This window comes from Parasphingorhabdus sp. (assembly GCF_036963805.1).
GTDB lineage: Bacteria > Pseudomonadota > Alphaproteobacteria > Sphingomonadales > Sphingomonadaceae > Parasphingorhabdus.
This window is the reverse complement of sequence record NZ_JBALUN010000001.1, coordinates 94,257-119,843: the sequence shown is the minus strand read 5'-3', so window position 1 is coordinate 119,843 and position 25,587 is coordinate 94,257. Positions and strand designations below refer to the sequence as shown.

Sequence of the window (25,587 nt, the reverse complement as noted above, 5' to 3'; positions counted from 1 at the left end):
CGGCCGCCATCCCATACTCATTTTTCCATTTAGCCAATTGTGGGAGCGACTAAGCAGTCATTGGCATAAAGACCGCAAGTCCAGCCCTGGAAGCGCGTGTCATTGGCATCTTTGACCGCACCGATATAATTGACATCTTCAAAGAAGGGATCGGCACCGCTAGCTGCAAATGGTGTCACCGCATTTTCGTTCGCACCGTTGATGAATGCGAGCGTCGATGCACTTGTCGTCAATGTTGACGTTCCAGCTTCGGTGTTATTCGTACCGGCAGTAAAAATCGTACGAATTTGCGCTTCGGTGATGTTTGGTTGGCCTGGAATATTATTGCCGTTCGCATCCTTGAAGAAGTCAGCTTTAAACGGCGTGCCACAGCTCAAGAATGTTGATTCAAAGACGGGAGGGCCATTTTCGTCAGGTCCAGCGCCAGCAGCTTGAATTGTCGAGTCTTCACCAAATGCACCGACATCAATATTGATGCATTGATCCGGGCCGGTGAGAACCGCGTTATAAATTTCATAATCACCGCCACCACGAAGATGGATAACTTCATCGCCACCATTGGATACGAAAGTAATATTGGCCAGTTTATGACGCTGACGTGGTTCTGCATCTTCGTCGCCATTGGAATCTGCTTCCATGACTTTATCACCGCCGCCGGCACGCTGCACGGCCAGTACGAACTGGTTTGCACCCTGAAAACCGGAGTCAGAGTCGACCGAGTCATCGTCAATGCCGGTAAAAGCAAGGTTCTTACCGTTTACACGGCCACCAAACCATTCAACGCCGTCATCCGAACTATTATGCACCTGAATATTCTGGAAGAATGTTCCGCTGCCCACACCCGCCAAGGTGATGCCGTTAAGTTCGTTACCTGGTGAAACTTCAAAACCGGGATAACGGACCTGAACATAGGACAGACGCCCGCTGGAATCCGCTGGCAAAGCACCCCCGTAGACGGCATTAGCGGGGCCTTCGACAATGGCTTCACAATCGGTACGCGCACCATTCGGATTGGATGCACCGCCTGTGGAACAATCCGAAATCGGTGCACGGCCGAGTATAACCACGCCGCCCCATTGGCCGATGCTATTGTCGGTAGAATCTCCCAAAATATTCTGACGTGATGTCATAATGATGGGAGCAGAAGCAGTGCCTTCGGCAAAAATCTGCGATCCTCGGTTGACCAGAAGAAAGTCACCGCCTGATGAACCGAAAAGCACAACACCTGGTTCAATGGTCAAAATGCCGCTGGTTCCGCCGTCGACGCCGACTTGAACACCGCCGGACAGCGAATAGATCGTGCCATCACGCTTTGGAACAACAAGATTTCCAGTGATAACGCCAGATACCTGACAATTGCGGACCACTTGACTAGTACCCGTTGTAATCGTTCCAACATTAGCCGTGCCTGTTGGGCAATCAGCAGCTGGGCCACCCGTAGGTGTAGGCGTTGGTGTTGGAGTAGGTGTTGGAGTGGGTGTCGGTGCTGGCAGTACGATCACGCCTTCACCAGGGGATGCAACGTCATCGGCACCGCAAGCGGTAACCGCAAGCGCTGCAACGCCAGCGAATAGTACAGAACGAATTTGCTTATTCAACATGGATCAAAGTCTCCGCAGATTACTGATTTAAAAAAACGTCAGATCAGATGATGTGGAAACGAATCACAGATGCCCCCATCGCCTTCGGTAAGGGCACTAGGCCCGGCAAATGACGACGCGATGCTGTTGGTGTGACTCTTTGGAGTCATTATTATTTCAGAAATATTGCAACAGGCTGGCGAGCCGCCGAAGCGCTCGGTTTTCAATACTGCAGTGCAACAATGCAGATGGTAAATATTAACAAAACAAAAAGGCGGCCGCATAAACGACCGCCTCTTAATAAAACCGGATATATGGGTTTAGCGGGAAGCCAACCGTCCGTTGAGACTATTCAGGGCAATTTCTGCAGCTTTACGGGAATTAACCACCTGACCATCAGCCAAGACGAGATCAAAGCTGCGATTGCTATTCATAGCGGCCATGAACATTTTGGCAGCATCGCCGGGGCGGCCGGTACGGGCATAAGCCTGACCCAGATTAATCATAACCGCAGGATCTGTGAGCCGCTCGCCTTCCAGTTTTTGAACGGCAGCCTCATTGTCGCCAGCGACCAACGCATCATAAGCCAAACTACCCTTGGCATAACCAATTTCGCCGTCTTGCGCCTGCGCCAGTGCAGGCAAAGCGGCAATCGTCAGGCCTGCAGCAATCGCGATATTTTTTATCGTTTTCATATTCTCTCTCCTATATATTTTTATTATTATTACACTTTTATGACCAATCTTGCAACATAAGTGTAATAATAATCTCATAAAAGAGTCATTGAGATAGGCCGAAAAACCGCCATTCCTGATAGAAATATCATAGTTTCAATGTGTTATAGTCGAAAAAAAATGCACCAAACGGAAGCTTATCCAAACGGCATTTCCAGCAATTCGTGCAAATCTTTCAACGCCTGAGCCTCACCCGTTACCTTAATCGCCGCCATGCCGAGCGCCGCGGCTGGTTTGCAGTTGATGCCCAGATCATCGAGATAAATACATTGATCGGGCTGCACATCTAGCGCCTCACACATCATCTGATAAATACGCGGGTCAGGTTTACGAATGCCAGCCTTGCTGCTTTCAATTATATGATCAAACCGCGCCATGATCGCAGCGACAGACGCTGCCTTTTCGTCATCCATCGCCATGCCGGAACCTTTACCGGACGGTACATTGTTGGTAATGCAGCCTATCGTGAAATCCTTGGCTTTCAGTGTGTCGAGCATTGCGACCATAGCGGGCCGGATATCACCCGCCAAACACGCGAGCACGTCACTCCCTTGAAGTTCAATCCCGATAGCCTGTGCTTCTTCAGCAAATAATATGTCGAAAGCCGCCGCATCAATTTCGGAACGTTCAAACTTGGCCCAAGCATTGTCATGCGGATTGGCACTATTGATTGTACGCACGCTATGGATCGGTACGCCGCTTTCTGCCTCCAGCCGGTTAAACGCGTCAAAAGGGGAGCTGGTAATCACACCGCCAAAGTCAAAAATTACAGTATCATATTTCATTTGTTTAAATATTCCAGTTTCAGGCCGGGACGCTTCCAACGGGTTTTAACAAGTCTGCCCGATGCGGAAAGGCACAGCCCATCGGTGACAAGTTCCATTTTTTCCGCTTATTATTTTTTGCAATCATTGCGGGAAAGATGCGACAAGTCTAGTGCTGATAAAACCGGTTACAGGAGCAACTATGTCAAACATCTACCCTCAATCACTACAACTTCATATTGATGGCGAATGGCTTGATGTGGAAGACCGCGATGTTCGTCATGTCATCAACCCCTCCACCGGCAAGACAATTTCCGATCTTCCTAAAGCAAGCATAGCCGATCTCGACCGCGCGCTAAATGCAGCAGATAGATCCTTCCCGATCTGGCGCGACACGCCGGTGGGCGAACGCGCAACCATCCTGCGCAAAGCAGCCGCCTTGATGCGCGAACGTGCGCCGGAAATCGGCCGTTTGATGACGGCCGAGCAAGGCAAACCCCTTGCCCAAGCCATTGGCGAAGTCAGCGGTTCCGCTAATTTATTCGATACGATGGCGGAAGAAGCAAAGCGTTGCTATGGCCGCGTCCTTGTGCGCCCTACCGGCCAACAGAGCTTCGTCAAATATCAGCCCGTCGGTCCGGTTGCGGCATTTAGCCCTTGGAATTTTCCCGTATTTACACCAGCTAGAAAGCTGGCAGCCGCTCTTGCAGCCGGTTGCTCGATCATCCTGAAGCCAGCGGAAGAAACACCCGCCAGCCCGATCGAGATGGTCCGCTGCTTAATTGATGCCGGCCTGCCGTCCGGCGTGGCACAGATTGTCTTTGGCGATCCCGCCCAAGTATCCAGCCATTTAATCGCATCGGATGTTATCCGCAAAATCAGCTTCACCGGATCAGTCCCTGTTGGCAGGCATCTGATGAAACTCGCCGCAGAAGGTCTGAAACGCACCACCTTGGAACTGGGTGGTCACGCGCCGGTATTGGTGTTTGAAGATTGCGATTTGGACAAGGCGCTCGACCTGTTGGTCGCTCAAAAATATCGCAATGCCGGACAAGTCTGTGTCTCCCCTACCCGCTTCTATGTGCAGTCCGGTATCTATGAGAAATTCGCGACGGAATTCACCAAGCGCGCCGAAAGAATAACGGTGAGCGATGGCTTTATCGATAATATCGGCATGGGCCCGCTTGCCAATCCGCGCCGTCCCGAAGCCATGGAAAGGCTGATCAGCGATGCCAAGGCCAAGGGTGCGGACGTGCGCCTTGGTGGTGAAGCTATGGACCGTGACGGCTATTTCTATCGGCCTACTGTGCTCACCAATGTCTCGCTCGACGCGGATATTATGAACAACGAACCCTTTGGCCCTGTCGCTGTAATGCGGCCATTTGATACGCTGGATGAAGCCATCGAACAAGCCAATCGCCTGCCCCTCGGTCTTGCCGCCTATGCCTTTACCGATAGCCTGCGCACGGCCAATATTGTTGGGGACAAGATTGAAGCAGGCATGGTCGCCATTAACAATTTGACCGTCAGCCCCGGCGATGCTCCCTTTGGCGGGGTCAAGCAATCAGGCCATGGGTCGGAAGATGGCCCCGACGGCTTGAAAGCCTATATGGTAACGAAAGCTATTCATCAGAGTTGAGGACACGCAATATGACGAAAAGAACCGGCGCGCGAATTCTCGTTGATCAACTAGTCCTTCAGGGAACAGACCGGATTTTCACCGTTCCGGGCGAAAGCTTTCTTTCCGTTCTCGACGCGCTGCACGATTGCGGGTCCATTCAAACCGTCGCCACACGACAAGATGGCAGCGCCGCATTCATGGCGGAGGCTGATGGCAAGATGACCGGCGCACCCGGCATCGCCTTTGTCACGCGCGGCCCCGGTGCAACCAACGCCAGCATCGGCGTTCATACCGCGATGCAGGACAGCAGCCCGATGATCCTGTTCATCGGCGATGTTGCTCGCGGTGACCGCGACCGCGAAGGTTTTCAGGAAGTCGATTTCACCGCCATGTTCACGCCGCTCGCTAAATGGGCAGCGCGGATCGACAATGCCGCCCGCATCCCCGAATATATTGCACGCGCCTTTGACACCGCCAGCAGCGGTCGCCCTGGTCCGGTCGTGCTGGCATTACCAGAAGATGTGCTGCGCGACGAAGTCGAGGCGTTGGATCGCCCGAAAGTGATCGCGCCGGTACAACCCGCCTGCGCCAATGCCATGACCACCCTCACCGACCTGCTGCGCGACGCGACCGACCCGATGGCCATAATCGGCGGCGCGGGATGGGGTGCCAGTGCCCGCGAAAATTTCGCCCAATATGCAGAGCGTATCGGCTTGCCCGTGGCCTGTGCTTTCCGCCGACAGGATCATTTCCCTAATGGCAGTCCGGTCTATGCCGGAAATCTTGGCTATGGCCCCAATCCCAAGCTGATTGAGCGGGTCAAGGCCGCTGATCTCATAATAGCTGTCGGTGCCCGGCTGGGGGAAGCCACAACCGATGGCTATACGCTGATAACGCCAGATCACCCTAACCAGATATTGGTCCACGTCCATCCTGATCCCGACGAGCTAAACCATGTCTATCGCACTGACCTGCCCATCTGTGCAGAAATGCACGAGTTTGCCGAACAGGCCGCTCTGTGGGACGATGATTTGCTGGAATTTGATGCCGGTCAAGCAGCCCATGCGGAATATCAGGCGTGGACAACGGTTAGGCCGACCGCGGCCAAGCTTGACCTTGGTCCCTGTGTGGCGGTGATGCAGGAGTTACTACCTGCCGACGCGATTATCTGTAACGGGGCGGGCAATTTCTCTGGCTGGTGGCATCGCTATTGGACCTATGGCGATTTCCCGAGCCAGCTTGCGCCAACTTCCGGCGCTATGGGATACGGTGTGCCTGCCTCGGTCGCGGCGGCCTTGCGCTTCCAAAACCGGACAGTGGTCGCGCTAGCCGGTGATGGCGACTTCATGATGAACGGACAGGAGCTGGCGACCGCAGTCCAATATGAAGCAGACCTACTTGTCCTTGTCATCGACAATGGCAGCTTTGGGACGATCCGCCTTCATCAAGAACGCGAATATCCGGCGCGGTTATCCGCCACCTCCTTAAAAAATCCTGATTTTGCCATGCTCGCGAAAGCCTATGGGGGATGGAGCGCAACAGTGGAAAATACCGGCCAATTTGCACCTGCACTGAAAGAAGCCATGCAGCATAAAGGTTTGCGCCTGCTGCATCTCAAAACTGATGTCGAATTTCTAACTGCCGCTGGCGCAACGGTTAGCGGGTTTCGAGAAAACAAAAGTTAAGCCACTTTCCTACGAGCCTGCCGTTATGATATTATCATGCTCGGTCTTTCTCAGCTTAAATATAAACGTGTCCTTTTAGTGTTTTAGAATGGATGAATTTGCGCTTTTCAAACAAAACTATTTTTTCAAATTTGTTAGAAAACCAAAGTTTTTGGGTGTGAAATGTGTGAATTTTGAAATTGTGAAACACAAAACCAACCGTCGGTTTAAACCGCCATATCTAAAATCGCATCCCATTCCGCCTGGGTCACCGGTGCGACCGATAATCGCGACTGGCGCAATATCGCCAGATCAGCCAACTTGGGATTTTGCTTCATGGCTTTTAGGGATACGGGTCTTTCCAATCTGCGAACCGGTTTGACCTTCACTGCGACCCAACGGCCAGTATTATCAAATGGGTCAGGAAATTGCTCCGCGCTCACTTCCATAATTCCGACAATTTCCAACCCTTGCCGCGAATGATAGAAAAACGCCTGGTCGCCGACCTGCATCTTTTTCATATTATTACTGGCCTGCGCATTTTTGACTCCGTCCCAGGTGCCTTCCTTTTCTGCGATCAGATTATCCCAGCCATAGGCATCGGGCTCAGACTTCATCAACCAATATTGCGCCACCATGTTGCTCCTTCATCATCAGAACGAAACACGATAGACGGTCTTTCGCCAACAAAAAAGGCCCCGCCAACCGGCGAGGCCTTTTCAGAAAATTAGGCTGTGGTTTTAACCGGGCATGACAACCGTATCGATGCCGTGGATCACGCCATTGGTGGCATTGACATCGGCAACTGTAACGGTTGATTTTCCGCCAGTGGCATCTTCCAATATGACGTGCGTGCCTTCCATAGTGGCTTTGAGCTTCGCGCCTTGAAGCGTCGTCAATGTTGCGGTGCCCCCGCCTTCGCTGATCGCTTTGGTCACATCAGCCGCTGTCATCTTGCCAGCGATAACATGATAGTTCAGCAAAGCGGTCAGATCGGCCTTGTGATCGGCGGTCAAAAGTTCGCTCAATTTGGCAGGATCAACTTTGTTGAACGCAGCATTGGTTGGAGCAAAAACCGTATATGGTCCTTCCTCAGAAAGCGTCGCGCCAAGGTCAGCCGCTGTGACAGCAACTACTAAAGTCGAAAAATCGGCATTATGTTGAGCAACGCCAATGATATTTGTGGGTTCCTGAACTTCTGCGACAGTTTCACTATCGCCTTCATTTGCGGCAGTGTCGGAATTTTGGCCGGAACAAGCGGCTAGGGAGAGGGTGGCTACACTGGTCAGGAGGAATTTGGAAATGTTACGCACAATGGTCCTTTCAACAATAAGCCCCCTGATTTGGCAAAAAGCCCTCACGGCAAGGTGGGGGCTTCCCCGCCATGTAAGGTAGTAATCAATGAATATAGTGCTAATTTAGGACTTAATGACGCTCCATGAACATGAAATCACGGTCAAAGCTTTTCATATGCGCGCCGCCGTCGACAAATAATATCTGTCCGGTTACGCTTTTGGCCTGAGCCAGATAAAGCACAGCATCAGCAATTTCATCGGGTGATGATAGCTGGTTGAGGGGCATATTGGTCGCTAAGCGGTCCATCTGGTCGTTGCTATAGTCATGGGTCGCCAACGTCAACCCGGGTGCGACACCGTTTATTCTTAAATTACTGGCGCAAGCGACCGCCAAAGCCCTTACGGATTCCGCCAATGCCTGCTTGGATAATGTATAGCTTAGCTGATCACCATTCGGGTTACGAACACGCTGATCGACAATGTTAATGACTGCCGCCCGTGCGCCCTCCGGAACTTCACGAGCTAATATGGCAGTCAACAAAGTCGGAACCATCATGTTGATTTTCATGTGTTTTTCGAGCGTTTCAGCACCAAGGCTGTGCGCATCATCATATTCAAAGACAGATGCATTATTCACCAGCAAATCAGGCATCCGTCCAAATTTCTGACGCACGGCGGCGAGCAATTCGGCGGCCGCGCCATCACACCCGAAATCCGCAACAAACCCCGACCAAGTCGTTCCGTTGCTTTTTATTTTTTCAGCCAGCTCATCCTCTGGATCAGCATCGCTATGGCCATGAAGTGCCAAAGCGTAGCCCGCATCCGCCAATCGGCCAGCTATATGCGCACCGATCCGCCTGACCCCGCCTGTGACCAATGCCAGTTTCATTTGCCCGTCACTCACTTGCGATCCCGTGACATGGTAATGCCGATCGCCTCTCCCTTTTCAGAGATAAGCAGTTTTATAATTTTCACCTTCACCCGCATCACATTTTTGTCCTGAAGGAATAAGGTCTCGATAATATGATCAGCAACCGCTTCGATGAGCTTGAAATGCACGCCCTCCGGCAAGGCGGTGGTCGCTGCATCTTTGAGGTCCATATAATTTTTGGAGCTTTCCAGCGGCGTGTCCGCCTCATAACGCTCCTGAATTTTTAGGTCCGCCGCGATAGAGATACGCAAGGGTTGCGGTAAATGAGTCTCTTCAGAATAAATGCCGGTCAGGACATCCACTTCCAGATCATTGACTTCTAATGTGAGCGTATCTGTCATAATATATCTTCACTACCTTGATGTGCCGATGGTAACCCATACTACCCGGCTCTTGGGGCCCCACTCGTTTGGAGCCCCTATTTAGACCAGCGTGCGTATATGGCCGTTGGCAAGAGCAGACCGCGGGCTTCTTCCCGCACGGCCAATTCGCCAACCTCTATTGTGCCGCCAAGATGCGCCAGCTTTTCCTGCAACAACGAACCCAAGGCAAGCGCCGACATCCGCACCGCATAGACGGTCAAAAACAAACAGCGGCTATTCTCATCGAGCAGTTTCCCACAATTTTCGATCAACGGTGCCAAATCTTCTTCGAGACGCCAAATCTCTCCATCGGGCCCGCGACCATATTTAGGGGGATCAAGAAGGATCGCGTCATAGCGCCGCTCCCGCCGAACCTCTCTGGCCGCGAATTTGGCCGCATCGTCTATAATCCAGCGTACCGGGCGTTCTGCCATGCCAGACAAAGCGGCATTATCCCGCGCGGCTGATACAGATTTTTTAGAGGCATCTACATGTACGAGATTGGCGCCCGCTGCCGATAGAGCCAATGTCCCCACCCCGGTGTAGCCAAAGAGATTGAGCGCCTGAGCCGCCTCTACGTCCTGCAAATTAGCACGAATCCACCGCCACACCGGATCCATATCGGGGAAATAGGCCAGATGGCGAAAGGGTGTACATTGGGCGGTAAAAGTCACCTCTTCCCAACTCAAAGTCCAGCCTTCTTGCGGCACAGGCCGGTTGAAATGCCACCGACCACCGCCGTCATCGTCCGAAGCAGGGATAAATTCGCCATCTGCCTGCCATTCATCATTTTGCGGCGACCACATTGCCTGCGGTTCAGGCCGAATAAACTGATAATCGCCATAGCGTTCCAGCTTGCGGCCATTACCGCTGTCGATCAGCGCATAGTCACTGCGCGGATCGCTAATCATCACACCGGGTTGCAACACAGCCTCAGCCATTGGCAGGCGTTGCTTTAGAGGTAATAAAGGCCTTCACGGCATCATAGTCGCCCGGTAATTTATCGCACGCCTCTTCACGATCAAACAAATCGCCAATACGGCGCGGCAAAATCGGACGTGAACCCGTTGCTCGTTCTACGGCCTCCCTGAACTTGGCGGGATGGGCCGTAGCCAGTGTCACAATCGGAACGGATGGATCAATATCGGCGTTACGCGCCGCTGCCAGTCCGATGGCGGTATGCGGATCAATAACCTGTCCCGACTGCTCCTGCGCTTGGCTCATTGCCAAGGTCATTCCATCGGCATCGACACGTTCACTACTGAAAATCGTGGCTGCCTTGTCTAGCATATCACTATCTATCTGCATGCTTCGCGTCTCTTCAAACGCTTTCATCCGTGCGGCAGTCTTTGCGCCGTCACGACCTTCCAAATCGAAAAGCAGTCTTTCGAAATTACTGCTGATCTGGATATCCATGGACGGTGCTGCTGTCGGCGTTACCGTTCCGGTGGAATAGTCGCCTTCACTCAATGCTCTATGGAGGATGTCGTTCACATTGGTCGCAACAATCAGCCGCTCGATCGGCAAGCCCATTTGAGCGGCCACGTAACCGGCGAAGACATCGCCGAAATTGCCCGTCGGAACCGAGAATGCAATTTTACGATGCGGTGATCCCAGTTGAGACGCAGCATAGAAATAATAGACAATCTGGGCCATCAGCCGCGCCCAGTTAATTGAATTAACCGCCGAAATGGCAAATTGGTCGGTCACTTCTGTATCGGCAAACATCCGTTTGACCATGGCCTGGGCATCATCGAAGCTGCCATCAATTGCGATATTGTGAACATTTGGCGCCAACACCGTAGTCATTTGCCGACGTTGGACATCCGATATACGCCCATCGGGATGAAGCATAAAAATATCGACCTTATCGCGCCCTGCTAGGGCGTCAATAGCCGCCGATCCGGTATCACCGGACGTAGCGCCCACAACGGTCAGATGCTTATCCTGACGTGCCAGAAAAGTTTCAAACAATAGGCCCAGCAATTGCAGCGCAACATCCTTAAATGCCAAGGTCGGACCATGGAACAGTTCGAGCAGCCAATGCTGTCCATCCAGTTGAACCAACGGCGTAACCGCGCTGTGCGCAAAACGGCCATATGCCTTTTCACACAGACTCCGAATTTCCTCTGTGGTCAGGACATCACCAATAAACGGCTGCATGACGCGCACCGCGACTTCCGAATAGGGAAGACCGGCCATATCCGCAATTTCGTCTTGTGTTAGCTTTGGCCAATGGGTTGGAACATAAAGACCACCATCGCCAGCCAAGCCAGCCAGAGTTACTTGTTCAAAATTTAGAGGTTCTGCGCCACCGCGTGTCGAGATATATTTCATGATGGCCAGCGGATTAGCGGCCTCATTGTCCGAGGGCAAGTTTTAAGCTTCGATGGTGGTGCGCTTACGCCCCCTCAATGCGAGAAAATAGATGATTAAGGCGATCCCAGCGAACAAAAACCATTGCACCGCGTAGGCCATATGGTTGTTCGGGATATCTTCAATAGATGGTGCTTGGCTCTTTTCCAATCCTGCGACGGGCTGACCCGCAACTAGGCGTACGATATATTGGCTATCGGGCGCGATCACACCGTTAACGATACCGCCATTCCATTCTGGATTTTCTGATGAATTAGACCATCCAGCCACAACTTGTGCGCCGGGCCCTTCGCCTCCGGAGGTTTTGCAATGCGCAATATGAGCCCATCCCGAGGCACCATTTGCATTCCTACCGCTGGCAGCACGCCAGTCCAGAACTTCAAGGCAATTGATCGATGATTGCCGGAAATAAGGTGGATTATCTTCGATAGGAACCGATGGATAGCTAATAGCAGGCTGTTCGCTTGCGGCTTCATAAGTCGCAAGCAGCTCGTTTTTCCATTCAGCGCGCTGTAACTGCCAGATACCGAGGCCGATCATTGTGGCGACTGCGGCCAGAACAAGGCCAGTCACAAAGACCGGAAAACCCTTCATTCCTCACGACCAGTATCGACACTACCCTCACGGGCTTGATTGCGATGCTCCAGGATTAGCAACATGGCTTTGGACATTCTTAGGGAACCGATCACCGCTGCAATGGTCAACGGAATCCATAGAATTACATGAACCAAAATAGGGGGATGATAATTAAGTTCCACAATCAAAGCCAAAGCCAGCACTAATCCGCCAACAATCAATGTTAAAAAGGCCGCCGGACCATCGCCAACATTATATTCGCTATAATCCAATCCGCACGCCCGACATTTTTGGGCAAAGGCAGTCATACTGCTAAAAAGGGTTTTTTGCCCACAATTAGGGCAGAGGCCAAAAAGGGCAGCTGGAAGAACATCCGGCTGCCCTTTGGTTTGTTCGGTATCGTTCAACACATTGTCCTAGTGAACCGGCGCGCCCCATCCGCCCCATACATAAACAGCGAGGAAAAGAAACAACCAGACGACATCGACAAAATGCCAATACCAGGCCGCAGCTTCAAAACCGAAATGCTGCTTGGGTGTAAAATGCCCTTTATATGCGCGAACCAAGCAAACGATCAAAAAGATGGTGCCGACGATAACATGGAAACCATGGAAGCCGGTCGCCATATAGAAGGCGCTTGTATAGTTGAGGCCTGCGAACGGAAACGGTGCAACGCTATATTCATAAGCCTGTATCGCACTGAACAATAGGCCCAGAATAATGGTCAACCACAGTCCTGTGATCAGGCCTTTGCGATTATCATGGATCAGCGAGTGATGAGCCCAAGTAACTGTTGTACCGGAGCATAGCAGAATAAGGGTATTCAAGAGCGGAAGTTCGAATGCATTCAGAACCTCGATACCCTTTGGCGGCCACTGAATAAGCGCATCTGCGCCTTCTTTGCCAATCATATTGGTCGTGACGCCTTCAACAAAGTCAAGCGGCTGGGGAAATAGTGAATAATCGAACCAAGCCCAGAACCACCCCACAAAGAACATCACTTCAGAGGCGATAAACAAGATCATGCCATAGCGAAGATGCAATTGTACGACCGGTGTATGATCGCCAGCATGCGCTTCCTTGATCACATTTGACCACCATGAAAAGAAAGTCAGGGCAACTGCTGCAACGCCGATGGAAAACACCATCGGTCCGAAAGCCCCGAAGACTTCGGGGTGCAGCCACATAACTCCGCCAAAAGCCATGGTGAGCGCAGAAAAGGAGCCAAAAATTGGCCAAATGTCTGGCGGCAAAATATGATAGTCGTGATTTTTGGCTCCAGCCATGGTGTAATTCCCCAAACTTCTTTCGTTAATGTTCTTAGCTACCGCTTTTCGCGAGGTCTACTGCAATGCCGTCTTTTGAGCGATAAAATGTATAGCTCAATGTTATTTCTTCGATATCCTTTGTATCCGGATCGTCGAGGATTGCCGGATCGACATAATAAAGCACCGGCATTCTCATCGTCTGCCCGGGTTGCAACAATTGCTCGGTGAAACAAAAGCATTGCACCTTATTAAAATATTTACCCGCCTGAAGTGGCGTGACGTTAAACGTTGCCGTTCCATAGACAGGCTGATCGGACAGATTCGTCGCCAGAAAAATCGCCATGTCACGGGCACCCACGCTGACGCGGTCAACAACCTGCTCAGGCTTGAAGGTCCATGGCAGCGCCGAATTAACATTGGAATCAAAGCGCACCGACATGACACGGTCCGTTGTCTTGATCGTAGCAGCTTGAGCCTCGCCTACGCGCTGTGTCGTTCCTCCATAGCCGGTTACACTGCAAAAAATTTGATATAGCGGCACCGCGGCATAGCCCATGCCCAACATCCCCAATGCTATTGCGCCAACCATTAAAGCGCTGCGGGTGTTTTTAGCTGACAGATCGCGGTTTTGCGTATGCTTCATGATGCCGCCGCGCCGATTTTAACAAAGGTGATGAGGTAAAAGAGCACAACAAGAAAAAAGAGCAATCCGGCCATAATAATGGCGCGATGCTTTTGGCGGGCCTGATAAGCCTTTTGTTCTTCGGAAGACATAGGCGCTTTGGTTGTATCGATTTCACTCATGCTATGATCATCCGGTCTGCTACAAGCGCCCCAAAAAGAGTAAACAGATAGAGGATAGAAAAACTAAACAAATGTTTTTCTGCCTTCATCGCCAGGGGGTCTTCTGTCTTGCTAAGTCCCACGCGGAAAGACAATACAACAAAGGCAATGCTTAACAAGATTGCGGTTGCGCCATAAATAACGCCTGTCATATTCAGTGCAAAGGGCGCGATCGCGCATACTGCAAGAATAAGACTATAAACTGCGATCTGTTTGCGGGTCGATTTTCGTCCCGCGACAACCGGCATCATAGGTATACCGGCTTTGGAATAATCGCTGTTTACGAACAGCGCGAGTGCCCAAAAATGCGGCGGCGTCCAGAAGAATATGATAGCGAATAGCAAAAGCGGCATTATTGTAATATCGCCCGTTACCGCAGCCCATCCGATCACCGGAGGAAATGCACCAGCAGCGCCGCCGATAACAATATTTTGTGGCGTGCTGCGCTTCAACCAGATGGTGTACACAACTGCATAAAAGAAGATCGAAAACGCCAATACGGCCGCGCTGAGCCAATTTACCGCAAGGCCCATCAGCAACACCGAAAAAGCGGAAAGACCAACACCAAAATGTAGAGCGGTTTCACGGTCCATTCGTCCAGCCGGTAGAGGACGGTTAGCAGTCCGCTTCATCATCGCATCAATATCATATTCATACCATTGGTTCAGTGCCGCAGAGGCACCAGCACCTAAGCTTATTGCCAGAATAGCAGTAAAACCTATAACCGGATGAATGGAACCGGGTGCCGCGAGAAGGCCGCAAATCGCCGTAAAAATCACGAGCGACATAACGCGCGGCTTAGTGAGCGCAAACAGGTCCTGTGCACTAGCCAAATTATACGATGGTGTCGAAGCGATAGTCATATCTGTTTCAAATATCTCAATCGTCAATTTGAGGTTTTGTTCCGGTAGCTTATTAGCGACCGGAACATTAACCCACTTGGTTTTCCTCAGTTACTTAATCTGAGGAAGCGTTTCAAACTGGTGGAAAGGCGGCGGACTAGACAATGTCCATTCCAGCGTCGTCGCTCCTTCTCCCCAATAATTGCCCTCGGCTTTACGGCCAGCAACCAGCGACCAAGCAATGTTGATGAAGAATATCAACACACCGACCGCCATGATCGCATAACCAATAGACGCAATCTCGTTCCAATAAGCAAATTGCTCAGGATAATCGGGATAGCGGCGTGGCATGCCCTGATTACCCAAGAAGTGCATAGGGAAGAACAATACATTCACACCGATAAAGAAAATCCAGAAATGCAGCTGTCCCAGAAGCTCGCTATAATGGCGACCCGACATTTTCGGGAACCAGTAATAGAAACCTGCAAAGATCGAGAATACCGCACCCAATGACAACACATAGTGGAAGTGAGCAACCACATAATAAGTGTCATGCAGGTTATCGTCGATACCGCCATTAGCCAGAACAACACCGGTCACACCACCTACGGTGAACATGAAGATGAAGCCCAATGCCCAGATCATAGGCGTTTTAAAGGTCATCGAACCGCCCCACATGGTCGCGATCCATGAGAAAATTTTGATGCCTGTCGGCACCGCGATCACCATCGTTGCCGCAGTGAAGTACATCTTCACATTAACCGACATTCCGGTAGTGAACATGTGGTGCGCCCAAACCACGAAACCGACCACGCCAATCGCGACCATTGCATAGGCCATGCCGAGATATCCAAAAATTGGCTTACGTGAGAAGGTCGAGATAATGTGACTGATCATACCAAAACCGGGCAAAATCATAATGTAGACTTCAGGATGCCCGAAGAACCAGAACAGATGTTGATACAGAACCGGATCACCGCCACCAGAAGCATCAAAGAAAGTCGTGCCGAAGTTACGATCGGTCAACAACATGGTAATTGCAGCGGCCAATACGGGCAGCGACAAAAGCAGCAAAAATGCTGTGACAAGAACAGACCAAACAAATAGCGGCATTTTATGCAAGGTCATGCCCGGTGCGCGCATATTCAAGATAGTTGTGATAAAGTTTACCGCGCCCAAAATCGAGCTTGCGCCTGCCAGATGAAGCGAAAGGATCGCCATATCCACAGCAGGGCCAACAGAACCGCTAGTAGATAGCGGAGCATAAACCGTCCAGCCGGTACCAGCGCCATTGCCGGTGCCGCCCGGAACGAAAGTCGAACCGAGTAACAACAAAAATGCTGGAACCAGCAACCAGAAGCTAACATTGTTCATCCGCGGAAAGGCCATATCCGGCGCACCGATCATCAACGGTACAAACCAGTTACCAAATCCGCCGATCATCGCAGGCATAACCATGAAGAAAACCATGATCAAACCATGGGCCGTAATGAGCACGTTCCAAAGATGCAGAGCTTCATCCGCAGATGCTCCCGACCCGACCCAAGTTGTGAGGTACTGGATACCTGGCTGTGCGAGCTCCAACCGCATCATACCGGATATCCCGCCGCCAATAATACCCGCCATAATCGCGAAGATTAGATAAAGCGTTCCAATATCTTTGTGGTTTGTGGACATAAACCAACGTTGGAAAAACGCTGGCTTGTGATCCGCGTCATGTGCGTGATCATCCAAAATCTGACCATCTGCTGCAATAGTTGTCATCGCTTGCTATCCCTTAATTCGCAGCAGCGGCTGCATTTGCAGGCGCGCCTTCTGTTGTCGTGTCGCCAGCAGCAGTTTTCACAGCTACGGCAGTATCGTCGCCTTTAACGGTTCCGCCATTTGCGCGCACCCAATCGTTAAATTTGTCTTCCGGCAGAACCTCGACGGTAATCGGCATGAAACCATGACGTGCGCCGCAAAGTTCTGAACATTGACCATAATAAACGCCAACCTCATCAATCTGCAGCACTTTTTCGTTTATCCGTCCAGGAACAGCGTCCAGTTTGAACCATGCTGCAGGAAGAGCGAAACTATGAATAACATCCGCACCGGTGATAAGCATTTTAACAGGCTTCCCTACCGGGATAACCAACCGATTATCCGCAGCAAGTTGAAAAGGTTCCCCGCGTGCATCGGCTTCCTCTTTTGGAAGCATATTAGAAATAATCTCGAAATCACCATTGTCAGGATAGCTATAGCCCCAATACCATTGATACCCTGTGACCTTTATCGTCAGAGCATCTTCCGGTGCTGGCTCAAACTGCTGGGCCAGCAAACTAATGGACGGCACAGCGATTACCAAAAGAATCAAAACAGGAACGACTGTCCAGATAATTTCAATAAATGTATTATGGGTCGTCTTTGAAGGTTCTGGATTAGCACCTTTCCGAAAACGTGCGATCACGACAAAAATCAACCCGAGCACGAACAGACAAATAACCACCATGATAGGCAAGAGGATCGAATTGTTAATCCATTTGGCTTGCTTACCGGTCTCGCTAACCTGCGGTTGAAAGTCCATACCGCCATCGACTGGCATGCCTATGCCTTTGGTAGGTTTCATGGGCGTATAAAGCGCTGGATCCAAACCAGCGGCCGGAGCGGCTTCAGCCTCTGCTGCAGCTACTTCACTGCTCGCAGCAACCGGCGCAGCATCCGCCCCCGGCGACACTGGCAACGTATCTTGCGCGACAACCGCCGCTGGCGCGAGAATCAGGCCCAATGCCAGAATCCATGCTTTCACATAATGAGTCATTACTTGCTCAACCTTATCTAAACCCCAATTTTCGGTCATTTCCTCCTGAAACAGCTAATAGATATTCAGGCAAATAGCCCATCTAGTAAGCTTTCAGGTTAATCGAAAACATCCCATTTGGGGCGGCTTATAAGCAGGGTTGTCGCAAGCCTCAAGCTACTCTACGCATATTTTTTAAGTTTTTGGACTTTCATTGAAACAAAGATGGCTCCATTCTGGAATTAAAGCCCTCTAACGACGGATAGAAAACATTGACTGAAAATGAAATATTGGACGAATTCCGCGCTAGCGATGCCTTGCTGGAAGGACATTTTATCTTGTCGTCGGGGCGACATAGTGCGCAATATTTGCAATGCGCCAGAGTGCTCATGGATCCAGCCCGCGCGGCAAGGCTCGCCGATGCTCTGGTCGCAAAAATGCCAACAGATATTCGTGATGCTATTGATATCGTTGTTTCTCCCGCAATGGGCGGCGTGATCGTTGGGCATGAAATGGGCAGATCACTTGGGAAAGAGGCAATTTTTCTGGAACGTCCTGACGGCACATTCGAACTAAGGCGAGGTTTCCGCTTGGAGCCGGGTCAAAAAGTTCTGATGATGGAAGATGTCGTGACAACTGGCCTATCCTCACGCGAAGCGATCAAGGCCATCGGCGAAGCTGGAGGCGAAGTCATTGCGGCAGGCGCGCTGGTGGACCGGTCGAACAGCACGGCTAGTTTTGATGTCCCCTTTTTTCCATTAATCGCGCTCGAAGTACCATCTTATACGGATGACGAACTCCCACCAGAGCTAGCCGCTATACCGACTACCAAACCAGGTAGTCGCAAGGCATGAGCCAAATGCAGCCCCTCCGTTTAGGCGTCAATATTGATCATGTTGCCACCATTCGCAACGCGCGTGGCGGCGAGCATCCCGAGCCCATTCGTGCAGCGACCATTGCAGCAGAAGCGGGGGCCGACGGAATCACAGCACATTTACGAGAAGACCGCCGGCATATTCGTGATGATGATTTGGTAGAGCTCATGAACAAACTATCTATCCCGCTCAACCTCGAAATGGCGGCCACGGACGAAATGCTGGACATCGCGCTGCGCCATAAACCGCATGCTGCTTGCATCGTCCCGGAAAACCGCGAAGAACGCACCACCGAAGGTGGCTTGGACGCAGCAGGGCAACATAACCGATTAAAGGATTTTGTCAGCCAACTTCGTGAGGCCAATATCCGCGTTAGCCTTTTCATTGAACCTGATCCTAGACAGGTTGAAGCTGCGATTCATCTCGGCGCGCCGGTGGTTGAATTTCATACCGGCCGCTATGCTGAGGTCATTGGAGCAGAGCGTGAAACTGAGTTACGGCGGATTAGCGACGCCGCAGCACTAGCTGCGAAAAACGGTATTGAACCCCATGCCGGGCATGGCCTGACTTTTGACAATGTTATTCCTATCGCTGCAATACCGCAGTTAGTCGAACTCAACATCGGTCATTTTCTGATTGGTGAGGCGATATTTGGAGGTCTTTCTGGAAGCATCCAACAGATGCGCGCCCTGATGAATGATGCGCGATGATTATCACACTATGATCATCGGCCTCGGATCAGACCTATGCAATATCGACCGCATTCAAAATTCGCTGAACCGTTTTGGCGAACGATTTGAAAAGCGCGTATTCACTGAAGTCGAACGCACCAAAGCCGCGCACAGACCATATACGAAGGCCGGAACCTACGCAAAGCGCTTCGCCGCCAAAGAGGCCTATTCCAAAGCAGTAGGCACGGGTTTCAAAGCCGGTGTGTTCATGAAGGACATCGGCGTGATCAACGCTAAAAGCGGCGCACCAACGTTGATCCTTACGGGCGGTGCAAAAAAACGGCTCGACGCGCTGACTCCGGCTGGATATACTGCCATTGTTCATCTTACACTCACCGACGATCATCCATGGGCGCAAGCATTCGTTATTATCGAAGCGATGCCTAATATTTAATAATATGCCAGACTGACGATTGTCGACGCGGCAAGAGAAGAAGAAAACCCAATATGGCTGTAGAAAAGGTGGATGAGCAGACTCTAAAGGCTGATGATTCCGGGAAAGAGAAGACTGACTGGATCGGCGAGATCAAGAGTATAGGCCTTTTGTTGCTTGCTGTTCTGGCCTTTCATAGCCTTGTAGCCAAGCCATTTTACATTCCATCGGTTTCAATGATGCCCGGATTGCTGGTCGGCGACCGGCTGATTGTCAGCAAATATGCCTATGGCTGGTCATGGGTATCCCCCACTTTTCACATATTCCCACGCGCGAAAGGGCGACTTTTTGGATCATTGCCAGAACGCGGGGACGTCGTAATCCTTACACCCAAAAACCAGAGCAGCGACTATATCAAGCGAGTTATCGGTCTTCCCGGCGATATAGTGGAACTCCGCGGTGGTCAGATTTTCCTGAATGGTGAACCCGTCCAGCAAGAAGCTCAACCGGACCTGCGACTACCCATCGACGTAAATGCACCATGCGGAAGCCGCGAATTTCCCGGATTGCGAGATACTGATGCCAGTGGCAATCCGGTTTGCGCGCTTCCTATTGTTCGGGAAACGCTGCCTAATGGGGTGAGCTATGATATTATCGACCTCGGCCCCCAATCTTCTGACGATATCTCGCCCGTGATCATCCCCGAAGGGCATGTCTACCTTCTAGGTGACAATCGTGATTTGTCCGCAGATAGCCGGGTAGCGAGTCCACTTGGCTTGGATGGCCCAATTCCATGGGAAAATATTGGTGGCCGCGCAGAATTTATCACTTTCTCACTTGATGGAACGACCAGTTTCAATCCGATAAGCTGGTTCACATCATTTCGAAGTGGTCGTGCGGGTACAAGTTTACGGCCATCACGGGGCCGTAACGCCGCCAAATAATCGGATCCTATTAAAGGCGAAGCCCTAAGGTTTCGTCGAGACCCGCCATGATGTTCAAATCTTGAACCGTACTGCCTGCAGCACCTTTACCGAGATTGTCTAGCGTAGCCACCAGCCGCACTTGATCACCATTTTCATGCGCAAAAACATAAAGTTCCAGCCGATCAGTTGCTGGGTCATTTTCGCTCAACAATAGCTCGCTAAGGCCGCTGCCATCCTGCACGCCCACAATGGCGGAACCGTCATAATGGTGTTTTAGCCCATCCAACAAGTCGCTGGCTTTTACACCACTGCCAATAGCAGCAAGGTTGATCGGAACCTCTACGATCATACCCCGATAGGCACGAACAACCGCTGGTGCGAAGATTACATCATACGCAAGCCCAGCGTGATGCTTCATTTCGGGCATATGCTTATGCTCAAGAGTTAGTCCATAACTACGAAAGCCAATATCCGGTTCTTGCTCGAAATGCTCAATCAGCGCTTTGCCGCCACCGGAATAACCGGAAACCGCATTGATAGAATAAGGCCAGTCAGCAGGCAACAAATTGCGCGCGATCAGCGGTGCCACCAAGCCGAGGAAACCAGTGGGATAACAACCCGGATTGGACACTAGTCTTGCGTTAGCGATAAGATTCCGCTGTCCATCCTGAAACTCGGCGAATCCATAAACCCAATTTTGGGCGGTGCGGTGTGCAGATGAAGCATCAATAACCCGCGTATGCTCATTGGAAATCAGCGACACCGCTTCTTTGGCCGCATCATCCGGCAAACAGAGGATAACAAAATCGCTGCTATTAATCGCCTCGCGCCGGGCAGCCAGATCTTTACGCTGCTCTTCAGGCAGTCGTATAAGATTAAATTCGGTCCGTGTGCCCAGTCTATCCGCTATTTCGAGGCCCGTCGTGCCGACCGCTCCATCAATAAAAACACTATATGTCATGGTCGTTTCTCATCCGAGCCGCTTACGCGCCAAAATCGGCTTCTCCACATCTTTGCCGAAGCGGGCAATTACATCGCTTAAAGGTTCAGCCACTGTTTTCATCCAATGGATATTGGCGTGAATAATCCGCTCACCATCAACCATAATCCCGACATGGTCTGGGAAGAAAACAATGTCGCCCCGCTTCAAATCATCTTCGGCTGCAATTTCCAAACCAATGGTTTTTAGTTGCTGGTCCGTATCTCGCGGTGCTGTTTGCCCCGTCTGGCCAAGAACCATCTGTATCAGACCCGAGCAATCAAGGCCATCACCGCTGCGGCCGCCCCATAGATATGGCGCACCAATCAACTGTTCTGCAAAAGCGACGGTGTTATTCGTACCATCAAAAACAAGCTTTGCACCGATTTCCTGAACGTGGCGAATATGGATATAACCTTTACCCGTTTTCAAAAAATTACCGCACTCGCTCAGCTCACTACAGGCCAGTTTCGCACCCATCGGCAGGCGCTTGAGCAAGCCAGATTTGACATCGGGTTCCACAAATATCAGGGCCGCTCGTGCTGAAATTAAATGTGTGGGCTGAGCTGTCTTGCGTTGATGCTGCAATGCATGGACCGGTATATAGCCGACATAGCCATCATGATCGCAATAGCCCCAGGCCCAATCGCCCACAACATCCAGCAAGTGGAAATCTTCGCCATGCAGTAGTTCAGATACAGCTTCCGAATTCTTATTGCCTTGCTTACGGATCATAGCCTTCGGCGCAGCACAGCGCATGGGTATCGGCTCTGCATAATGCGGAGCGAACATTTTGCCCGCAAGCGCGATATCCGCAAGATCACCGCGATGCGCCGTAATCCGGGGATCAAAATCCTCTTCGGGACCGTGCAGCGAAAACTTCGCGCGCGTCGGTGTTTCTCCGACTTTCATGTCCCCAACAATATTCATTTATTCATTACCCCATTTGCAGCTTTTGTCGCAACCGCACGGATTCTGCGCTTTATGACAAAGCTGTGACAACAAAGCGCCCTTAACCGAGAAACAGCCCGTTGATCAAGCAGCGACTGCGCTTCGCTAATTGGTATAACGCGCTTTCAAATAATTCCAGCTCGCCCGCAGACCAAGTGCTTCACCGCCTTTTGGTCGCCCCGCTTTGCTCGCCGGTCGCCATGCATAAGTATCAAAATGTGCCCAAGATATCTCTCCGGGCACGAATTTTTGAAGAAATAACGCTGCCGTTATGCATCCCGCAAAGGCCCCCGTCGCAACATTATTCGTATCCGCAATCGCACTGTTGAGCCGATATTCATAACGCGCCCATAATGGCATACGCCATAACGGATCGTCTTCTTCTTCACCGCTAGCGACCAATCCGGCTGCCATATCATCATTATTGCAGAATAATGCTGGTAAATCCGGTCCCAATGCAACCCGCGCGGCACCCGTGAGCGTCGCAAAGTCGAAGATCATCTCAGGCTCTTCTTCACTGGCAAGAGTTAGCGCATCACCCAGAACCAGACGTCCTTCAGCATCGGTATTACCAATTTCTACCGTCAAACCCTTGCGGCTGTGTAGCACATCTCCCGGACGGAGCGCATGGCCATCAACGGAATTTTCAACCGCGGGCACCAACAAGTGTAGTTGTACCGGCAATTTGGTCTCCATGATCATTTTGGCGAGCGCAATCGCATGCGCCGCGCCGCCCATGTCTTTTTTCATAATGAGCATGCCGGCGGGTGATTTCATCGACAGGCCGCCGCTATCAAAGGTTACACCTTTTCCGACAACTGCGATTTTCGGATGGTTCGCATTACCCCATTTCAATTCAATCAAGCGTGGCGCATGTTCGCGCATTGCCGCCTTGCCGACGCCATGGATCATAGGAAAATGTTTTTCCAATGTATCGCCGCGCGTGACTTTTAAGTCAGCGCCATGCTTCTCTGCCAATTGCTCGACAATTTCCTCGATCTTGTCAGGCCCCATATCGGCTGCTGGCGTATTGACCATGTCGCGAACAAGCGCCGTGGCTTCTGCTTGACGGACGGCATCGTCCACCTGTGCAATCTCGCCTTTCACTAATAAAACGCTTGGCCCTTGCCGGTCGGGCAGCTCTTTGTAAGTGTCAAATTCATGTTGCGGAATCAGCCAACTGAACAAAGCATTTTTTGCGCTTGCCCCGGCGAGCCGGTATTTACCCTCGGGCAGCTTTCCTCCCAGTTTGGCCAAGGCCCAAGGGTCCAGCTTTTTGTGGTCGATCACACCGGCCACAACGGTAAAATCACCCTGCTCTGATTTATCAGCTTTGCCCTGCCCCGTCACAACAGGCAAAATAAGGTAGGATTCCGGATTGGCGACAAATTTATATGCATTGACGAAATTGCGCACGCTATCGGGCTGGTTCCGCAGCCAATCTTCAAAAATATTCACATCCAATATCTGGATGGTCCGTGCTGCTTGGCCTTTATCGGCTTCGATCAATGTCGCAAAATCTGTCATCGGGCCTCTATAACCATGAAACCGGTTCAGCGCGAGAGCGTAATCATGCTCCGGCCATCACCTTCTCTTGCTTTCCAGTCGCACCACTATGCTGGCGTCCTGCTTCTGCAAAAACCATCACCCCATCATCCACGCTCTTATAACGCAAATTGACAATATCCTTCGCGTAATTCTGATTCAGCCGCCATGGTTTTTTCTGTCCTTGCTTCGGCAGATCAGCAGCAGCTCGTTCGATATAGCCTGATGAAAAATCGACTATTGTTTCCGGAACCATCGTCTCTGAATCAATGGGATGCGGATAAGCAATCTGCACATGTTTGGTATCCATCTTATTGATTAACCGGCAAATATATTCACTGGTAAGATCCGCCTTCAAAGTCCAACTCGCATTGGTGTAACCGAAAATCATAGCCAGATTGGGAACGTCGGAGAACATCACCCCTTTATAATTGAAATGCGAACCGAAATGGAGCGGTTCGCCATCAATTTGGAACTGCGCATGCCCGCCAGAAACCATAGTCAGTCCGGTGGCCGTGACGATGATATCAGCCTCAATTGTCTCGCCTGATTTCAGTAGGATGCCATTCTTGACGAACCGGTCGATATGATCGGTGACGATCGACGCTTTGCCGGATTTCAGCGTCTTAAAAAGATCGCTATCGGGAACCAGACAAAGCCGCTGATCCCATGGATTATAGTTTGGCGTAAAATGCGTCATATCGACGCCCTCACCCATTTCCGCACGCACCATATCGAGGAGCCGTTTCTTGAATCCGACCGGCTGCCGACGGGCCAAATTAAACGTGAAAAGCTGGTAAAGCACATTTCGCCAACGGGTGACGCCATAAGCCCATTTACCTGGCGAATATTTACGCAGTGCCAGCGCGAATTTATCCTCGGCCGGACGCGACACGATATAGGTCGGCGACCGTTGGAGCATCGTCACATGACTGGCTGTATCCGCCATGGATGGGACCAAAGTGACGGCGGTCGCGCCGCTGCCGATGACAACCACTTTCTTTCCCGCATAGTCTAGATCTTCCGGCCATTCCTGTGGATGAACAATAGGACCAGAGAAACCTTCCTGGCCCTTGAAATCCGGTTTATACCCGCTTTTATAGCTATAATATCCAGAGCACATGAACAGGAAATTGCATTCAATTTCGCTGGTTTCACCATCACCATGATCCAGGCTGACCATCCAACGGGCGGTGTCGCTCGACCAACTGGCATTGGTAACTTTCCGCTCATAGCGGATATACTTACCTAGCCCATGTTCCTCCACGGTTTCGCGCAGGTAGTTCAGAATTGTCGGCGCATCTGCAATCGCTTTGCGCTCGGTCCAAGGTTTGAAATTATAACCCAAAGTATACATGTCGCTGTCAGATCGGATGCCGGGATAACGGAATAAATCCCACGTCCCGCCCAATCGCTCGCGCCCTTCGACGATTGCGAAGCTTTTGCCAGAGCATCTTTTGGTCAAGTGAACAGCGGCGCCAATACCGGATAGGCCAGCACCCACGATCAGAACATCAAACATTTCATTTTTCATGAATCTAATTTACTTACATTAGTGTTAATTACAACATA

27 protein-coding genes are annotated in these 25,587 nt (G+C 51.2%); 6 read left to right on the top strand and 21 right to left on the bottom strand.

Annotated features, from left to right (window positions below; translation table 11 throughout):
- Positions 1 to 29 precede the first annotated feature (29 nt).
- The 3 genes from V7676_RS00620 to V7676_RS00610 form a co-directional block, all read right to left on the bottom strand.
- The gene (locus V7676_RS00620; protein WP_335657724.1) at positions 30 to 1,601 is read right to left on the bottom strand and encodes a hypothetical protein; all 1,572 of its coding nucleotides are present in this window, start codon (positions 1,599 to 1,601) and stop codon (positions 30 to 32) included.
- Positions 1,602 to 1,900: 299 nt separating this feature from the next.
- Positions 1,901 to 2,275, bottom strand: a complete 375-nt coding sequence (locus tag V7676_RS00615) for a hypothetical protein (protein ID WP_335657723.1) — start codon at positions 2,273 to 2,275, stop codon at positions 1,901 to 1,903.
- Positions 2,276 to 2,451: 176 nt separating this feature from the next.
- Positions 2,452 to 3,099 carry an HAD-IA family hydrolase gene (locus V7676_RS00610; RefSeq protein WP_335657722.1) on the bottom strand — a complete coding sequence of 216 codons (648 nt, stop codon included), beginning with the start codon at positions 3,097 to 3,099 and terminating at the stop codon, positions 2,452 to 2,454.
- A gap of 181 nt (positions 3,100 to 3,280) precedes the next feature.
- Between V7676_RS00610 and V7676_RS00605 the strand changes: the two genes are divergently transcribed.
- Together V7676_RS00605 and V7676_RS00600 are read left to right on the top strand one after the other, a co-directional pair.
- Entirely contained in the window at positions 3,281 to 4,717 is a 1,437-nt protein-coding gene (locus V7676_RS00605; RefSeq protein WP_335657721.1) for an NAD-dependent succinate-semialdehyde dehydrogenase, read from the top strand.
- An 11-nt stretch (positions 4,718 to 4,728) separates the two neighbouring features.
- Positions 4,729 to 6,384 (top strand): thiamine pyrophosphate-binding protein, encoded by a 1,656-nt coding sequence (locus V7676_RS00600; protein ID WP_335657720.1) that lies wholly within the window; start codon positions 4,729 to 4,731, stop codon positions 6,382 to 6,384.
- Positions 6,385 to 6,590: 206 nt separating this feature from the next.
- On the opposite strand, the gene V7676_RS00595 is transcribed toward V7676_RS00600, so the two are convergent.
- From V7676_RS00595 to coxB, 14 genes are all read right to left on the bottom strand, one after another.
- On the bottom strand, positions 6,591 to 7,001 hold the full coding sequence (locus V7676_RS00595; RefSeq protein WP_335657719.1) for an EVE domain-containing protein: 411 nt from the start codon (positions 6,999 to 7,001) through the stop codon (positions 6,591 to 6,593).
- A 102-nt stretch (positions 7,002 to 7,103) separates the two neighbouring features.
- A complete protein-coding gene (locus V7676_RS00590) occupies positions 7,104 to 7,676 on the bottom strand; it encodes a fasciclin domain-containing protein (protein ID WP_335657718.1) in 573 nt (190 codons plus the stop codon).
- 112 nt (positions 7,677 to 7,788) lie between these two features.
- Complete coding sequence (locus V7676_RS00585; RefSeq protein WP_335657717.1) at positions 7,789 to 8,562, bottom strand: SDR family oxidoreductase; 774 nt, start codon at positions 8,560 to 8,562, stop codon at positions 7,789 to 7,791.
- Positions 8,559 to 8,930 (bottom strand): dihydroneopterin aldolase, encoded by a 372-nt coding sequence (locus V7676_RS00580; RefSeq protein WP_335657716.1) that lies wholly within the window; start codon positions 8,928 to 8,930, stop codon positions 8,559 to 8,561. The genes V7676_RS00585 and V7676_RS00580 overlap by 4 nt, the downstream gene beginning before the upstream one ends.
- 77 nt (positions 8,931 to 9,007) lie before the next feature.
- On the bottom strand, positions 9,008 to 9,892 hold the full coding sequence (locus V7676_RS00575; protein WP_335657715.1) for a class I SAM-dependent methyltransferase: 885 nt from the start codon (positions 9,890 to 9,892) through the stop codon (positions 9,008 to 9,010).
- Positions 9,885 to 11,288: a threonine synthase gene (gene thrC / locus V7676_RS00570; protein ID WP_335657714.1), complete on the bottom strand. Its 1,404-nt coding sequence runs from the start codon at positions 11,286 to 11,288 to the stop codon at positions 9,885 to 9,887. The genes V7676_RS00575 and thrC overlap by 8 nt, the downstream gene beginning before the upstream one ends.
- Positions 11,289 to 11,330: 42 nt before the next feature.
- Entirely contained in the window at positions 11,331 to 11,921 is a 591-nt protein-coding gene (locus tag V7676_RS00565) for an SURF1 family protein (RefSeq protein ID WP_335657713.1), read from the bottom strand.
- Positions 11,918 to 12,310, bottom strand: a complete 393-nt coding sequence (locus V7676_RS00560; RefSeq protein ID WP_335657712.1) for a DUF983 domain-containing protein — start codon at positions 12,308 to 12,310, stop codon at positions 11,918 to 11,920. The genes V7676_RS00565 and V7676_RS00560 overlap by 4 nt, the downstream gene beginning before the upstream one ends.
- A 9-nt stretch (positions 12,311 to 12,319) precedes the next feature.
- Positions 12,320 to 13,189 (bottom strand): cytochrome c oxidase subunit 3, encoded by an 870-nt coding sequence (locus V7676_RS00555; protein WP_335657711.1) that lies wholly within the window; start codon positions 13,187 to 13,189, stop codon positions 12,320 to 12,322.
- 34 nt (positions 13,190 to 13,223) lie between these two features.
- Positions 13,224 to 13,814, bottom strand: a complete 591-nt coding sequence (locus V7676_RS00550; protein WP_335657710.1) for a cytochrome c oxidase assembly protein — start codon at positions 13,812 to 13,814, stop codon at positions 13,224 to 13,226.
- Positions 13,811 to 13,975, bottom strand: coding sequence for a hypothetical protein (locus V7676_RS00545; protein WP_335657709.1), 165 nt, complete (start codon positions 13,973 to 13,975; stop codon positions 13,811 to 13,813). Before V7676_RS00545 ends, V7676_RS00550 begins: the two co-directional genes overlap by 4 nt.
- Entirely contained in the window at positions 13,972 to 14,877 is a 906-nt protein-coding gene (locus tag V7676_RS00540) for a heme o synthase (protein ID WP_335657708.1), read from the bottom strand. The genes V7676_RS00545 and V7676_RS00540 overlap by 4 nt, the downstream gene beginning before the upstream one ends.
- 90 nt (positions 14,878 to 14,967) lie before the next feature.
- Positions 14,968 to 16,620, bottom strand: a complete 1,653-nt coding sequence (gene ctaD, locus V7676_RS00535; protein WP_335657707.1) for a cytochrome c oxidase subunit I — start codon at positions 16,618 to 16,620, stop codon at positions 14,968 to 14,970.
- A 13-nt stretch (positions 16,621 to 16,633) separates the two neighbouring features.
- Positions 16,634 to 17,695: a cytochrome c oxidase subunit II gene (gene coxB / locus V7676_RS00530; protein WP_335657706.1), complete on the bottom strand. Its 1,062-nt coding sequence runs from the start codon at positions 17,693 to 17,695 to the stop codon at positions 16,634 to 16,636.
- Positions 17,696 to 17,907: 212 nt separating this feature from the next.
- On the opposite strand from coxB, the gene pyrE reads away from it, so the two are divergent.
- From pyrE to lepB, 4 genes are read left to right on the top strand one after another with little or no spacing between them, the layout of a single operon-like run.
- Positions 17,908 to 18,489: an orotate phosphoribosyltransferase gene (gene pyrE, locus V7676_RS00525; RefSeq protein WP_335657705.1), complete on the top strand. Its 582-nt coding sequence runs from the start codon at positions 17,908 to 17,910 to the stop codon at positions 18,487 to 18,489.
- Between the two features lie 5 nt (positions 18,490 to 18,494).
- Complete coding sequence (locus V7676_RS00520) at positions 18,495 to 19,220, top strand: pyridoxine 5'-phosphate synthase (RefSeq protein WP_335657704.1); 726 nt, start codon at positions 18,495 to 18,497, stop codon at positions 19,218 to 19,220.
- A gap of 10 nt (positions 19,221 to 19,230) precedes the next feature.
- A complete protein-coding gene (gene acpS, locus V7676_RS00515) occupies positions 19,231 to 19,635 on the top strand; it encodes a holo-ACP synthase (RefSeq protein WP_335658872.1) in 405 nt (134 codons plus the stop codon).
- Between the two features lie 53 nt (positions 19,636 to 19,688).
- Positions 19,689 to 20,558, top strand: coding sequence for a signal peptidase I (gene lepB / locus V7676_RS00510; RefSeq protein WP_335657703.1), 870 nt, complete (start codon positions 19,689 to 19,691; stop codon positions 20,556 to 20,558).
- Between the two features lie 10 nt (positions 20,559 to 20,568).
- On the opposite strand, the gene argC is transcribed toward lepB, so the two are convergent.
- The 4 genes from argC to V7676_RS00490 form a co-directional block, all read right to left on the bottom strand.
- Complete coding sequence (gene argC, locus V7676_RS00505) at positions 20,569 to 21,501, bottom strand: N-acetyl-gamma-glutamyl-phosphate reductase (RefSeq protein ID WP_335657702.1); 933 nt, start codon at positions 21,499 to 21,501, stop codon at positions 20,569 to 20,571.
- A gap of 9 nt (positions 21,502 to 21,510) precedes the next feature.
- Entirely contained in the window at positions 21,511 to 22,449 is a 939-nt protein-coding gene (locus V7676_RS00500) for a C40 family peptidase (RefSeq protein ID WP_335657701.1), read from the bottom strand.
- Positions 22,450 to 22,575: 126 nt separating this feature from the next.
- Positions 22,576 to 23,997, bottom strand: coding sequence for a leucyl aminopeptidase family protein (locus V7676_RS00495; RefSeq protein WP_335657700.1), 1,422 nt, complete (start codon positions 23,995 to 23,997; stop codon positions 22,576 to 22,578).
- 43 nt (positions 23,998 to 24,040) lie between these two features.
- Positions 24,041 to 25,549 carry a flavin-containing monooxygenase gene (locus V7676_RS00490; protein ID WP_335657699.1) on the bottom strand — a complete coding sequence of 503 codons (1,509 nt, stop codon included), beginning with the start codon at positions 25,547 to 25,549 and terminating at the stop codon, positions 24,041 to 24,043.
- Between the last annotated feature and the right edge of the window lie 38 nt (positions 25,550 to 25,587).

Coding starts and splice junctions, on each gene's coding strand:
- V7676_RS00620 (WP_335657724.1), bottom strand. CDS start 1,601: ATGTTGAATAAGCAAATTCGTTCTGTACTATTCGCTGGCGTTGCAGCG.
- V7676_RS00615 (WP_335657723.1), bottom strand. CDS start 2,275: ATGAAAACGATAAAAAATATCGCGATTGCTGCAGGCCTGACGATTGCC.
- V7676_RS00610 (WP_335657722.1), bottom strand. CDS start 3,099: ATGAAATATGATACTGTAATTTTTGACTTTGGCGGTGTGATTACCAGC.
- V7676_RS00605 (WP_335657721.1), top strand. CDS start 3,281: ATGTCAAACATCTACCCTCAATCACTACAACTTCATATTGATGGCGAA.
- V7676_RS00600 (WP_335657720.1), top strand. CDS start 4,729: ATGACGAAAAGAACCGGCGCGCGAATTCTCGTTGATCAACTAGTCCTT.
- V7676_RS00595 (WP_335657719.1), bottom strand. CDS start 7,001: ATGGTGGCGCAATATTGGTTGATGAAGTCTGAGCCCGATGCCTATGGC.
- V7676_RS00580 (WP_335657716.1), bottom strand. CDS start 8,930: ATGACAGATACGCTCACATTAGAAGTCAATGATCTGGAAGTGGATGTC.
- V7676_RS00575 (WP_335657715.1), bottom strand. CDS start 9,892: ATGGCTGAGGCTGTGTTGCAACCCGGTGTGATGATTAGCGATCCGCGC.
- thrC (WP_335657714.1), bottom strand. CDS start 11,288: ATGAAATATATCTCGACACGCGGTGGCGCAGAACCTCTAAATTTTGAA.
- V7676_RS00565 (WP_335657713.1), bottom strand. CDS start 11,921: ATGAAGGGTTTTCCGGTCTTTGTGACTGGCCTTGTTCTGGCCGCAGTC.
- V7676_RS00555 (WP_335657711.1), bottom strand. CDS start 13,189: ATGGCTGGAGCCAAAAATCACGACTATCATATTTTGCCGCCAGACATT.
- V7676_RS00550 (WP_335657710.1), bottom strand. CDS start 13,814: ATGAAGCATACGCAAAACCGCGATCTGTCAGCTAAAAACACCCGCAGC.
- V7676_RS00545 (WP_335657709.1), bottom strand. CDS start 13,975: ATGAGTGAAATCGATACAACCAAAGCGCCTATGTCTTCCGAAGAACAA.
- V7676_RS00540 (WP_335657708.1), bottom strand. CDS start 14,877: ATGACTATCGCTTCGACACCATCGTATAATTTGGCTAGTGCACAGGAC.
- ctaD (WP_335657707.1), bottom strand. CDS start 16,620: ATGACAACTATTGCAGCAGATGGTCAGATTTTGGATGATCACGCACAT.
- coxB (WP_335657706.1), bottom strand. CDS start 17,695: ATGACCGAAAATTGGGGTTTAGATAAGGTTGAGCAAGTAATGACTCAT.
- V7676_RS00520 (WP_335657704.1), top strand. CDS start 18,495: ATGCAGCCCCTCCGTTTAGGCGTCAATATTGATCATGTTGCCACCATT.
- acpS (WP_335658872.1), top strand. CDS start 19,231: ATGATCATCGGCCTCGGATCAGACCTATGCAATATCGACCGCATTCAA.
- lepB (WP_335657703.1), top strand. CDS start 19,689: ATGGCTGTAGAAAAGGTGGATGAGCAGACTCTAAAGGCTGATGATTCC.
- argC (WP_335657702.1), bottom strand. CDS start 21,501: ATGACATATAGTGTTTTTATTGATGGAGCGGTCGGCACGACGGGCCTC.
- V7676_RS00500 (WP_335657701.1), bottom strand. CDS start 22,449: ATGAATATTGTTGGGGACATGAAAGTCGGAGAAACACCGACGCGCGCG.
- V7676_RS00495 (WP_335657700.1), bottom strand. CDS start 23,997: ATGACAGATTTTGCGACATTGATCGAAGCCGATAAAGGCCAAGCAGCA.
- V7676_RS00490 (WP_335657699.1), bottom strand. CDS start 25,549: ATGAAAAATGAAATGTTTGATGTTCTGATCGTGGGTGCTGGCCTATCC.